The sequence below is a fragment of the Haloferax sp. AS1 genome, assembly GCF_014530665.1.
GTDB classification, from domain to species: domain Archaea; phylum Halobacteriota; class Halobacteria; order Halobacteriales; family Haloferacaceae; genus Haloferax; species Haloferax volcanii.
Genome location: NZ_SPSA01000001.1, coordinates 2,002,162 through 2,014,807, shown reverse-complemented (window position 1 = coordinate 2,014,807; position 12,646 = coordinate 2,002,162). Strand labels below are relative to the sequence as shown.

Genomic DNA, 12,646 nt, shown 5'->3' with positions numbered 1-12,646 from the left:
CGGTGTTATTGGATAATTCTTCGTAAATACTCTCTAACTCAGAGACAGATGGATAGTGGTCTTTTGGTAACTCTTACAAGCAGGTAGCATCAACAAATTTAGATAACATGGACATTTGCATAATATCAGATCTATACCCGCCAGAGGTAATCGGTGGGGCCGAGAAGCATGCTCACGCTGACGCCTCAACCCTTGTTGAGAAAGGGCACTCAGTGAATGTCATTACAACTGGTGCAGACATACCACTATCTCATATTCGCCGCTCTTTCCACGACGGGGTGGATGTTCACCGTTTTGAACCGTTTAATCTTTACCCACCATACCACTTTCAAGATGTCCCAAGTTGGAAGAAGGCACTCAGGCATGGCATCAACCTCTGGAACCCTCATGCAACGTTAAGTATAAAAGAGATTCTTGGACGGGTTGACCCAGACATCATCCATATCCACAACTACAGAGGGTTTTCTACAGGGGTGTTTAAAGCAGCCGCAAGTGTTGGTGTTCCTACCATTCATACTCTCCATGACTACGCCTCGATCCATCTTCGGTCAAATCTCTTCGCTGATGGAGAACCGATCAATCCAGGAAAGTTGGCCGTGCCTTACTACAGATACAACGACACAATTATTTCCCGATATGTCGATATGATAATTGCCCCGTCACAGTTCATCATCGACAAACACCGCGAGTTGGGGATGTTTAAGGACGTACCGTGCCGCCGAGTCCAGTTAGGATCAACATCAACAATAACTGAGGAACCAGACGACGGAACTAGTCAAAATACCCGTTTAAACCTCCTGTACGTCGGTCAGCATACATACGAGAAGGGCGTTGATTTGCTGATTGATGCCGTTGGACCGATGAAGGAGAAAGGTGTGAAACTGGATATTCTCGGCGAAGGGCCTGAGACAGAGTCACTGAAAGAACAGGCTAAGCAATATGAACATGTCACAGTTCATGGATTTGTCTCCGAGGAAAAACTAGAGCGGAAATACCACCAAGCCGATTACACTGTTGTCCCCTCTCGCTGGTACGATAACTCTCCCATGGTCATCTATGAAAGTTTTGCGCACAATACGCCGGTCATCGGGGCAGATATCGGCGGAATCCCCGAACTCGTAGATCACGGAAAGCGTGGATACCTGTTCACTCCCGACGATCGGAAAGATCTTCGAACAACGATTCAAGAAAACATGGCAGAATCTACTCGGCTTACAGATAACGTCAAAAACTGGGATCGGTCACTAGAGGACCACGTGGAAGAGCTTGAAGGGCTGTATCGGGAACTGACTGGCTAGTCAGTACTGGACTGACGCATTAGCAGGCATCAACTCGTCTATCTCTAATTTGATAAGGTCCATTCATGTCTCCACGGATATTATTGGAAACTCGCACCTCAGTAAATCGCCAGATATGAATCGGTTTCAATAGAGTCAACGTTTTGAGTGTGGCTAACCTGATATCAAATTAGAGTGAATCCTTACTAACTCCTTCGCTGACGACTCCCATGAATATTCTTTCTCGCATAGATCTCGTCCATTTTGACCTCTCCTATCTTTTTTAGTTAATTCAATAGATATCGACTCTGCCAGTGACTCCGCACAACCAACATCAGCAAGGGTACCCAAATGATTCGATTCAATCTCGTCTGAGACACCGACAACTTCCGTCGTAACAACAGGAGTCCCACACGCAAGCGCTTCGAGAACTACCAGACCAAACCCTTCCTGATCAGATGAGAGCGAGGGAAGCACGAATAAATCCGCGATATTATACGCGGTTACAAGGTCATCATCGGGGATGTATCCGGTGAAATGCACATGCTCAGAGACACCTAATTCAGATGCGAGAGATTCGTATTCCGGTTTTAGTTCACCTCCCCCGCCGACAACGAGCCTCGGAGTCGTACCATCTCTCTCTACAAGGAGAGACATAGCTTCCAGCAGAACGTCGAGTCCTTTGTACTCGTGAACGTCGTCAAGAACGCTCAAAAAGAATAGATTGGGAGATTCGTTCGAGAATCCAAGTCGCTCCACGTCTTCATCGACAACATCAATCGGCCGGAACGTGTCCACGTCAACACCATTGCTGTTCACCTCAACTTTCTCAGCATACCGATGCAGGTGATCTGAACTTTCTAAGTAGTCTGGTTGCGTGATCAGTATCTTGTCTGCCGTCGCCAACGTGAACCGTAGTGCGGTGTGGTTGTAAACCGAAGCAACGTAATCAAGCAGGTCGTTCCCAACGATATCGTTGTGATACGTGACGACTAGCGGAGTCCCGGTGAGTTTAGCCGCGAGTGCACTGAAATCAGCAGTCCAAGGGGTGGGAATGTGTGTATGGATAATGTCTGCCTCGCGTGCATGCTGCAGAACTGAAATCGGAAACTGTGGCATGATATTTGTCTGCGCAACTTTGCCGATATCGTCTAATCTCTCGACCTCAACACCGTCAATTACCTCTCGGTAAGCGGACTCCTCTTTGGCCTTCGCGCAGAGAACAGTCACGTCGTGCCCCAGTTCAACAAGTTCTTTTGACATATCGTGGGTATATGACTCAACACCGCCGATATATGGGGGAAATCGGACAGGTGTCTGAAGTATCTTCATCGGTGAGACCATCTCCCGGCACATACACAATAGTTTCTTTTTTATCTTATCTACACGACACATCTGCCAACACGAATGCTGGACTCAAATACGCGAGGTAGAACATGAATCTCGCGTTCATCTCGAACGTCGTTTATCCCTACATCACTGGTGGCGCAGAAAAGCGCATCCACGAAATCGCCACCCGACTCGCACAACGAGGCCACGACGTGACCATCTACGGCCGGCACTTCTGGGACGGCCCAAAGGAGACGACTCACGAGGGCGTCACCCTCCGTGCAGTCGCCCCCGAAACAGACCTCTACACCGATGACCGCCGCTCCATCACCGAAGCGCTCGACTTCGCCGCCCGACTCGCCTACCCGCTTTCCAAACGACTCCACGACGAGAATCACGACCTCGTCGTCGCCTCCGTCTTTCCGTACTTCCCTGTTCTCTCCTCGAAGCTCGCCGCCCTCGGGACCGACGTGCCCGTCGTCACGACCTGGCACGAAGTGTGGGGCGACTACTGGGACGACTACCTCGGCGTGCTCGCCCCCTTCGGCAAGTTCACCGAACACCTCACCGTCAGAGTTCCCCAACACCCAATCGCCGTCTCGGGTATCACCGCCGACCGCCTCGCCGATACCGGCCGGGACAGAGACACCATCGAGGTCGTCCCGAACGGCATCGACGTCGACCAGATTCGAAACGCCCCGCTCCCCGACGACGGCGACTCGTTCGACGTGCTGTTTGCTGGGCGACTCATCGCCGACAAGAACGTCTCCACCCTCCTCGACGCGTTCGACCGCGTGGCCGACGACTACGACGACGTGACCCTCGGCGTCGTCGGCGACGGCCCGGAGGCCGACCGTCTCGAACGACAGGCCAATGCGTTGGACCACGCCGACCGGGTGAGCATGCTTGGATTCCTCGACGAGTACGAAGACGTGTTGGGACAGATGCGCGCCGCGGACGTGTTCGCATCGCCCAGTACGAGAGAGGGATTCGGCATCACCTACGCCGAAGCGATGGCCGCCGACTGTACCGTTATCGGCGTTCAACACCCCGAATCCGCGGCGAGTGAGGTCATCGGTGACGCGGGCTATCTGGCTGAGCCAACCGTCGATTCAGTCGCCGAGTCGTTAGACCGAGCACTCGCGGGGAAGACACCGCCGACCGAGCCGACGAAACGCGCTGAGCGGTACGATTGGGACAGCGTCGCCGACCAAGCGGAGAAGGCGTACGAGCGCGCTATCGACGGTCGGTGGTGATGTTCGTTGGGGACCGAGCGACGCGCCAGACCACGGGGGGAGAGTGCGAGACGCGAATAGCGGTGCGAGCATCGATGTAGTTAGTTGATTGTGTCCGTCGTATCACCGTAACCGGCCGTCGAATGAGCCACACAGAACGGTCCGATCCGGTCCTCCCTCCCCCCGTGGCTTCATCTGTTCTATGCCGTGTGATCTGTCTACGACTGACAATGATGGTTAAGAGCCAGCGACCACCCGAACTATCGAGCCCCCAAACCACACAGAAACAGTGCAGATAGTCAGAACAGATGAAGTGGTGGGGTGGGAGAGTCTCCAACATTGTTGGTCATGGCTGTTCAGGTAGCCGAGAGGAGTTAGTAATCGTTCTACCCCCACCACTTCATCTGTTTAGCAGCCATACAGGGGTTCAAGATGCCAATATCTTCGAGTCGAAGCCAGTTCGAGACGGAGATCCCGGTGGTAGTGCAGCGCTGCTGTGGATAGAGACGAACCACAAGAACACATGAAGCGATGGGGGGTGACAACCAAACTGTAAACTGAACCAGTTCGTATACCGGAAACGAAGGAAATAGACTGCAAAGAAATCGTTCTGAGAATCCGGGACGAAAGTCTGACCCCCACGACTTCATCTGTTTAGATGCGTCTCAGGAAGTGGTACACACGAAATCGGCAACAGAGACTCCGAGGCCGATGCGAAGGACACGAGATCAGATACACTCGAAGTCGTGGAGATACACTCGAAACGGTACTCCCCGAGGAACCGTCATGTCGTCATCGCATCTGCGGTGACCTGTACAACGCGATACATTCAAAGCTCCGCACCCTCCCCCCTCGTAGAACGCTTCATATTGAGGAAAGCATACGAAGTGTACTCACTCACTCGGAACGCGATGGCCGAAGTGGGACGGGAGAGAGTACAGTTCGCCTGCGTTCGTTCGTCGTTGAAAGCGCGAGGCATCAGAGAGGAGAGCGTACGAACTGTACTCTCTGACTCGGCCGTCAGTTCGACGGTGGTATTGTTCGTCGAGAGGGTGCAACGCGGTCCGTCGCTGTGTCTACCGCAGATACTGACGCCAGCGAGTGTACAGATACATCCCGCCGAAGATGAGCCCGATGAGCACCACGAGCCCGGTCACATGCGTTTCACGCACACCGACGGGAAACGGAGGTGTTTGGAGGGACACGCCGGACCACAGTGGGGGGACTGAGAACACTACTAGCGGTGTCGAACGTCCATTTAGTTAGAGATTGTGTCTGTCGCATTGTTGTGATCGAGTCGTCGAACAGTACGCCGAGAAGTACGATTGGGACAGCGTCGCTGACTAGCCAGACGTGCTGAGCGGGCAACTCGACCGTCCACGTCACAGAGTATTGTGGACAACAGCGGGGCCAGAAGGTATAACAACCATATGTCCGGTACACCAGCTCCGAAGTTTTCGGTACTCGATAGTCCATCACGAGGGGTCTTCCCTGAGGATCAAAAAATGAATTATAGCCTGCTAAAATCAGTAATGATCAGTTTCAATACCATTTATTCTATTGGTGGGCTGTCCTATTCTGGATTTTGGGAAGGAGGGGTACAAGACAATGATTGGATGTGTTTTGTTCCACGCATTCAGCCGCTGATCAGGACGACAACTGTAGTATCGGAGGCTTGTGTCTCGCTGGTATTCCCTAGAAGAGCGTCACCGACCAAAACCCGTTGTACGTACTCGCTAGCGTCTGTTCAAACCTCTACCATTTACTTCGAGACGCTCGTTCGTGCGTCTATGAGCTTTGTCGATCTCAGCCATTCGTTCGAAGATGGGATGCCGGGCTTCCGTATGGAAGCCGAAGACGGAACAGTCACTGAGTATACCGCAGAGATAGAGCCGTTTTTTACCCACGACGAATCCGAATCATTCTACGATGGAGAGTCTGCATTCGAGATCACAGAGATCAGGTTTCAAACCTCGATTGGCACGTACTTGGACTCGCCGTATCATCGCTACCCAAGCGGTCGTGACATTGGTGATCTGGATATTGACGAACTCGTGTTACCGGGTGTCGTCGTCGACGCCAGGGGACTAGAACCGTATGAGGAACTCGGTGTTGAGGTGGTACCCAGCGATCGAGAGCTCACAAACCGAGCAGTCTTGTTCAATTTCGGGTGGGATGAGCACTGGGATACAGAGCAGTATCGGTCGTATCCGTATATTTCAGATGCACTGATCGACAGACTCATCGACGAAAACGTGGGTCTGGTCGGTGTTGATACGATCAATGCCGATGACCACCGCAATCCGTCACGGCCTGCTCATTCGCGCTTGCTCGACGAGGAGATCTTCATCGTAGAGAATCTGACCGGATTGGACGCACTCCACGGAGAGTCCTTCCGGTTGTTTGCGGTCCCAATTAAGGCATCACAGACGGCTGCAATGCCGATTCGTGCATTCGCAGAACTCGACTGATCGGCTGGGAAAGACACGTCCGTCTGAAGAACCAGATACCAACAGATCCAACCCAGATATACCATATATACATAATACCAAAGAAGTTGGTAGTTACGCGTTAAAATATAGGTTTGCTCTGATAGCGTTTGAGACTCGATTTATCCACGTCGACAGTCGTGTATCTCAATCCGTTCTGGCAGACCCACCACCCCACACACAGGACACGCCACGGCCGTCGTCGGTAACTCCTGACAGAATTCCAACGCGGCGTGCAGATGCGCTTGCACGTCGGGTTCGGAGGTTCGCGTCAGCGCTTGGGCAAGATGCATCTGTAGCTCTTCGTGGACACTCATGTGCGGGGAGTCTCCTTGCGCTCGGTATCTACTCGGAGCCCGAGGTGTGCAAGTTGGCCCATCGAATCCCACCCACGCTTCTGGGAGACGAACGCCTTCCACTCGCGAAGCGGCCGGCCATCGAGTGTCTCGTAGTGGTCGAGTGTACGGCCATCAAAGACGACGACGGCGTCGGCAGGACGGAAGTAGTGGTGTGTGAAGCCCTCGGCGTCGATCCCAAGCGTGAACGAGCGTGCGAGGGCGTTGTTGAGTTGCTCGGCTAGCGAGACGGTACGCTCTTGTGTCGCGGTGTGCGTAGTTGACATTGGCTTACTCTGGACTGAGAAGCCACCCGGTCACGTGTTACAGCACGTGGCCTTTCTGCGAAAGGCGAACCCGGTACTTCTCAGTTACAACTATGATCTTCACCGACTTAATACTATGCATAATGCCCAGTCAAATTGCATATTTGTAATGCCATGCTTTATAGCATATGCTGGTCGAGTAGAGACTATGAGTGGCTCAAATCTTACTGGCACGGACAAAGCAATTCTCGACGTACTCAAGCGAGGACGTGATGGCGAGAGTCCGTGGGGACTTGCGACGAAAGGCTATCTCGTCGATGAGACCGGCTACTCACGCAACAGTGTGTATAATCGCCTCGAAGTGCTTGAGGCTCGTGGACACGTACAGCTCATTCATGAACCGACTCGGCTCTTTGAATTCGTGAGTGATCCGCGAGACGAGTGAGGAGAGACCAGTTACTACAGCTCTGATGCGTCGACATCCCCGGATAGGTAGCCAAGTCCCTTGTCTGATATTTCGTATTTACCACGTTCAACACGCGTCACAAGCCCCTTTTCGACGAATTCAGATAAGCGTCGATTCACGTGGGACCGATCAAATCCAGCATTGAATGCAACAACAGTAGGCGTCAATACGAGACCGGAATCACCCAATATCTCTAGAATCTGGTCGTCAGTTGGCTTCATCCAGTCCCCCCGCTTGCGCATACACACTCAAGTCAGGACATCCTGTTAACAGAATCGATATATTAGATAATAATCACTACTTTGTAGATTTTAATCACTTGTTAGTGACCAAGTTGAAGTAGCTGGACTGAGTTGATTAGCGTAACGACTCATCGGATTTCCAAGTCCTCTCAGAAAGGACCCGTGTTAGAGCACGGATCCGGTGCGGTCTAACCCCAACCGCATGTCTCCGAACACACCACCCACGCAAAAAGGTCTCGTCGCACAGCCAGCCCGTACGGAGGGCCACGAATGACCTCCATCGAGGACCTCGCCGCCCGGATCGACGAACTCGAAGAGCGCGTCGACGCTCTCGAAAACGACAACGAACAACTCGAAGACACAGTCGAAGCCCAGGCACAGACAATCGCGTCCCAACGCGAAGCCCTCACCCAATGCGAAGCCCGTGCTGAAGACCTCGAAGCCAAACTCGACGCCGCATCTGACCACCGCAAGCATCTCCAACAGCGCCTCTACGCCGTGGAATCCGCTGACACCCCAACCGACGAGTCCAACACACGTCGCTCCCCCCTCCAACAACTCATCCGGCTCCCCTCTCAAGCGCTCTCGAAACTCACTGCCAACCAAGAACGCGCTCGCTTCATCGCCAAGGACATCAGAGAGTACGCCACGAACGTCCCCGCAGGCTTCGCACTTGACTCGAGTACGATTCGTACCGTCCTCCATGCAAAGGAAGGCCGAACACCACACACCCAAACCGTCAGTCGTGTGATGGACTTTCTGGATGACCTCGGCAAAGCAGGCGTGAAGATCGTGAAACGCCGCGGGACCAAACGCGTCATCTTCACCGAGCACGCTGTCTCGGAACTCGCGGAGACGTCATCTGCGTCCGCGGGTGGAAGTGGGATCACGGACGTTGTGATGAGGTGGCGCTAGCGACCGTGTGATCAACGATCGATAGTCGGACGCACGCCACAGGTCGTCGACACCCACCGCGGGTACAGACGCTCGTTCTAGCAGCGGCACTGAAGAAAGCTCCTCTGTGGACAACGGTAGTGTGAGTGAATAAAACGAGTTTGTGGTGGTGAGTCCATCGAGACAAATCACAACAGGTGTGATTAGTAGGATCTGTTGAATGCCGTAGAACCTGATAGAACCTGTGTGACACAGACAGAGGGTGAGTTCAGCAGACGGATGTCAGTCTTAATGTGACTGGTGGAACGAGTTCTCAGACAGAGAAAGCGATTTACACGCACGTCTGCAATTACCGATAATGGGTAGCTACGCAACACCACCGAATTGGACTGATGAGTCGTCGGACGACGACCAACCTCGGCCACGACTCGGAGATCTGCTTTCGGGCCGACTTGCGGACGTAGACGTTGACTCGGTCGAAGCAGTACGTGATGAACGAAAGAGAGAATGAAGGTCTTCGTCGATACAAACGTCTTCATCGCTAGTTTGACTGATGAACCTGGTCGCGGTGAGATTGCGACACAGTTACTCAACGAAGACCACGAGTTCTGTACCTCTATTCTAAATCTCATGGAGATTCGGTCAGTGATGACGAAGAAAAAGCGCGTTGAGCAAGACCGAGTCGAGGCGGTGTTATCGGATATCTACAGTAGCGTAGATATTTACGCGCCCGAAATCAGCGACCAAATTGCAGCATACGAATTACAGCGAGACAATCTCCTCTATACAATGGATTGTGTGCTGCTCGCATTAGCGAACGACGTTGATGCGACCATGGTTACCTTCGACGGAGAGCTGCTTGATCACGGTGGTGTTGCACCCGAAGAACTAATCGATTGAGCTGTACGGACGAATTCCTATTTCTACCTCTATCACTGTTGTCAGATATCGCGTGCTGAACTTAGAGGGTGAGTTCAGCAACCGGTATCGTTTATTTGACTCCCTCAGTGGTGGAACAACCCTTGGGTAGGAACCCTGAACGGGACAGTCTGATCAATGTCTGTACAATGATTGGTCAATTCAGAAGAATTATTACCACTACCTCGGCCGAAGGTTATCTCAGGGGGTACTCATCAAAATGCTCGACTACTTACCGCACGTTGTTGACGTTGCGCTCAGTTCTGAGCTAGGCGCTATGACCTTAGAACTAGCCAGCGTTGGTGTCGTCTTCACTATACATACCATCGAGACCAGCAAGGTCAAGTGACCGACTCGCGCGCTGTATTCAGCACGGCCGCTGCAAGCTGTTAGTAGCTGAGGATTTCAACAGAGCCGAGTAGTATTGATTGGCCATTCTCTGGCAACGACGACTGCCTGCCGTAATAGCCAACTACGAGCCGCGAGTGGACCCGCTCACGATGTCGGTCGAATCGTACGGTCCCACTCGTCCAGACCCGCTGACTCGATTCATGGCCGCCTGCCAGGGTGCTGGGATTGCCTCCATCGCATCTCCAACGGTCGGAAGTGCGTCAATCCTCGTCGTGAGTGCCGTCACCCACTGGACGCCGAGTGAACTCCTGCATTGGAGTGGACAAACGCTGTTGTTACTGTTCGTGTGTGCAATCGCCGTCGGCTTTGTCGCAGGGTCGTACTGGCCGGTGGTTGATGGCCTCCCACAGAAACGCGAACACGAACTGTACTGGGTTCGAAAGCGATTCACGATGTGTCTCTTTGGCGGGCTGGCGTGTTACGGCGTGTTCTCGCTCATGTTCGTCGTGACGGTCACAGACCTGCTGCAGAATATGGTCGGCCTTGGCGCGGCGATTCTCGTGTGTACCTATTTGTATGCATACTCCACGGACCGACGTGGGGTCAGAAAGTAGGCCGTGTGCATAGCCAAAGTCACGCGTCAAGACGCCATAGTGAAGTACCACAGGGACAAGCCCGAGGCACTCTGCGTTGATACATAGTGCGATCGCATACCCGCGTGTTTTCTGTAGACGTATTGCTTAGGGATGAACGAGGTCGACTGACCAAATCGGATATACTCATTCCCACTCTTTGTAGGAGTATAGCCATGGTTGACTCGGAAGACGACCCCAAAGAAATTCTCGCCCGCATGGAGCAACTTATTGAGGAAACGTCTTCAAAGCGAGAAGAGACGACGCCGCGTATCGAAAAGGCCGACCCAATTGCCCAGAAGCACAGAGATGCGGTTCGAAAGGGTGCGGAGAAACACTGCGTTGACATCCTCCCCGCCCTAAAGGGCGAGGATTCCTGAGCGTTGGGATATTAGGGTTCGCAACTCACCTGTTCGCTCGGTGCGAAACGCCCCGAGGTTTGGTTGAACAGGTGGACTGCTGGCCGTGCCAAACGACCGTTACTCATATCCTCCGTAGGAGGATTCTGAGTTATCTTTCTGCGAATGTTCACTGCACCATTCACATCTGCGTTCATCGCGACACCGCACGATTCACAGACGTACAAGCCACGCTCCACACGGTTCGCATCACGCTTTCGACCACAGCACGAACACGTCTTACTCGTGTCTCTCTCTGAAACACGGTCAACGAGGATGCCGTGTTCTTCGGCCTTGTATTCGAGCAACGTAGTGAAGCGGTCGAACTCCCATCCGTGGAGTTTCTTGTTTCCACGCTTCCCCCAGTTTCGAGCATCACCGTTCTCGTCTTCACGAATCTTGCTCAAGTCACCGACGGCGATACGACCAACCTCGTGGTCGATACACTGCTCAACGATGTGCTTGGCGAGGGCGTGCAGGAAGTGGTCTTTCCGACGCGAGAGTTTCTGCCGGGCACGGAGCGCACGGCGCGACGGGCCGTTCTCGCCCTCAGTGTCGTACTCGTCACGGGTGAAGTAGTGCTTGTCCTGCTTCAGCACATTCCCCGGATACAACTCAGCGTCACCGTCGTCGTAGGCGATAGCGAGGTAGTTCTTGATGCCGAGGTCGATTCCAGCCGTGTTGTCGCCGGGTGCGTCCTCGACAGGAACCTCGACCTTACAGACGAGGTGAAGTTCCCAACAGTCGCCGTTCCACACGGCTCGAACCTGCTGGATGTTCTCCACGGTCACGTCCGGGCGCGTCTCGTACTCTGCGAGGATGAAGTCCGAGCGGTGGTTCTTGAGATTGAACCCTTTGCTCAGACGGAGTTGGTTGTGCTTGGAATCGTGCTTGATGCCGTTCTGTTTCCACGTCACGGTGGAGCGTGGATGATTGTCGCCTCGCTTTCGGTAGCCGGGGGGATTCGCGTCTGTGTCGCCGTTCTTGCGCTTTTTGAACCAGCCGTTGAACGATTCAGCGAGTTCTTCGAGAACGCGCTGACTTGACTGAGAATGGAGGTCACTGTATCGTTCGTGGTCTTTTAATTCGCGCTTGAGGTCGGCTTCGGACGGAATCTCGCCAGTGTTATCCCATTCTTGTTGGGCGTGGTAGCGGGCGGCGTTCCACAGTTTGGATGCTGAGTGTCCGCAGTCATCGAGGTCGTCACTCACCTGTTGGTGATTGACGATTTTTGCTCGATAGGTGCGGGTTGTTTCCAGCATCGGACTGTGTTCATAAGCACTTATGAGGATTATTATATTAAAAATAACGACCGAGACGTAGAATATCCGGTCTGCAATCGAACGTGGTTAGTGGAGGAATTGTCGGCTGTATCCCCGCCCTGAAGGGCGGGGTTTTAGCCTTGAAACTTCCATAAGTGACGCTGGTGGACCGTATGCTCGGGTAGCGATCGACCAAGGTGTGAATACTGTGTTGACGATTCATGATCTGAGGTCAATCTCTCACCCAACGAATTTACCGAACTGAACCGGTTTCTTGGAAACTGACTCCCAGATGAACCGTCTTTGACCACCTCGAAAATCAAACGCAAAACCCCCCAGCCGAACCACCGAACCCCTTCGTCAGTCGAGATACGGCTCACAAACCCGCTCGACACCTTCTTCGAACGAAACCTCGGGCTCCCACCCTGTCGCCTCGTGTATCTTCGAGTAGTCGGCCTTCGTGTCGTGGACGGACACTTCGACGGAAGGAACCACCGACACGGAATTGACTCGGCGCTCCAACACGACCGAAAGGTTCACCCTACTGGGTAA

At 53.2% G+C, this 12,646-nt stretch carries 11 protein-coding genes and 1 pseudogene; 7 read left to right on the top strand and 5 right to left on the bottom strand.

Annotated elements, in window-relative coordinates:
* Positions 1 to 107: 107 nt before the first annotated feature.
* On the top strand, positions 108 to 1,298 hold the full coding sequence (locus E4P24_RS10665; RefSeq protein ID WP_188148478.1) for a glycosyltransferase family 4 protein: 1,191 nt from the start codon (positions 108 to 110) through the stop codon (positions 1,296 to 1,298).
* A 153-nt stretch (positions 1,299 to 1,451) separates the two neighbouring features.
* On the opposite strand, the gene E4P24_RS10660 is transcribed toward E4P24_RS10665, so the two are convergent.
* Entirely contained in the window at positions 1,452 to 2,609 is a 1,158-nt protein-coding gene (locus tag E4P24_RS10660; protein WP_188148477.1) for a glycosyltransferase family 4 protein, read from the bottom strand.
* Positions 2,610 to 2,713: 104 nt separating this feature from the next.
* On the opposite strand from E4P24_RS10660, the gene E4P24_RS10655 reads away from it, so the two are divergent.
* Both E4P24_RS10655 and E4P24_RS10650 read left to right on the top strand, forming a co-directional pair.
* Positions 2,714 to 3,862: a glycosyltransferase family 4 protein gene (locus E4P24_RS10655; protein WP_188148476.1), complete on the top strand. Its 1,149-nt coding sequence runs from the start codon at positions 2,714 to 2,716 to the stop codon at positions 3,860 to 3,862.
* 1,769 nt (positions 3,863 to 5,631) lie between these two features.
* Positions 5,632 to 6,312, top strand: a complete 681-nt coding sequence (locus tag E4P24_RS10650) for a cyclase family protein (RefSeq protein ID WP_188148475.1) — start codon at positions 5,632 to 5,634, stop codon at positions 6,310 to 6,312.
* A 331-nt stretch (positions 6,313 to 6,643) separates the two neighbouring features.
* On the opposite strand, the gene E4P24_RS10645 is transcribed toward E4P24_RS10650, so the two are convergent.
* Together E4P24_RS10645 and E4P24_RS19035 are read right to left on the bottom strand one after the other, a co-directional pair.
* Positions 6,644 to 6,952 carry a hypothetical protein gene (locus E4P24_RS10645; RefSeq protein WP_188148474.1) on the bottom strand — a complete coding sequence of 103 codons (309 nt, stop codon included), beginning with the start codon at positions 6,950 to 6,952 and terminating at the stop codon, positions 6,644 to 6,646.
* A 438-nt stretch (positions 6,953 to 7,390) separates the two neighbouring features.
* A complete protein-coding gene (locus E4P24_RS19035; RefSeq protein WP_115821704.1) occupies positions 7,391 to 7,618 on the bottom strand; it encodes a MarR family transcriptional regulator in 228 nt (75 codons plus the stop codon).
* 291 nt (positions 7,619 to 7,909) lie between these two features.
* On the opposite strand from E4P24_RS19035, the gene E4P24_RS10640 reads away from it, so the two are divergent.
* The 4 genes from E4P24_RS10640 (at position 7,910) to E4P24_RS10625 (ending at position 10,814) form a co-directional block, all read left to right on the top strand.
* The gene (locus E4P24_RS10640; protein ID WP_188148473.1) at positions 7,910 to 8,554 is read left to right on the top strand and encodes a hypothetical protein; all 645 of its coding nucleotides are present in this window, start codon (positions 7,910 to 7,912) and stop codon (positions 8,552 to 8,554) included.
* Between the two features lie 486 nt (positions 8,555 to 9,040).
* Complete coding sequence (locus E4P24_RS10635) at positions 9,041 to 9,433, top strand: putative toxin-antitoxin system toxin component, PIN family (RefSeq protein ID WP_004062835.1); 393 nt, start codon at positions 9,041 to 9,043, stop codon at positions 9,431 to 9,433.
* Positions 9,434 to 10,002: 569 nt separating this feature from the next.
* Positions 10,003 to 10,416, top strand: a complete 414-nt coding sequence (locus tag E4P24_RS10630; RefSeq protein WP_004062836.1) for a hypothetical protein — start codon at positions 10,003 to 10,005, stop codon at positions 10,414 to 10,416.
* A gap of 194 nt (positions 10,417 to 10,610) precedes the next feature.
* A complete protein-coding gene (locus E4P24_RS10625; RefSeq protein WP_188148472.1) occupies positions 10,611 to 10,814 on the top strand; it encodes a hypothetical protein in 204 nt (67 codons plus the stop codon).
* 11 nt (positions 10,815 to 10,825) lie between these two features.
* Here E4P24_RS10625 and E4P24_RS10620 read toward each other — a convergent pair whose 3' ends face one another.
* Together E4P24_RS10620 and E4P24_RS10615 are read right to left on the bottom strand one after the other, a co-directional pair.
* Positions 10,826 to 12,094: an RNA-guided endonuclease TnpB family protein gene (locus E4P24_RS10620; protein ID WP_188148471.1), complete on the bottom strand. Its 1,269-nt coding sequence runs from the start codon at positions 12,092 to 12,094 to the stop codon at positions 10,826 to 10,828.
* Positions 12,095 to 12,454: 360 nt separating this feature from the next.
* Positions 12,455 to 12,574, bottom strand: a pseudogene (locus tag E4P24_RS10615) (UDP-glucose 4-epimerase); the annotation flags it as partial.
* Positions 12,575 to 12,646: the final 72 nt, after the last annotated feature.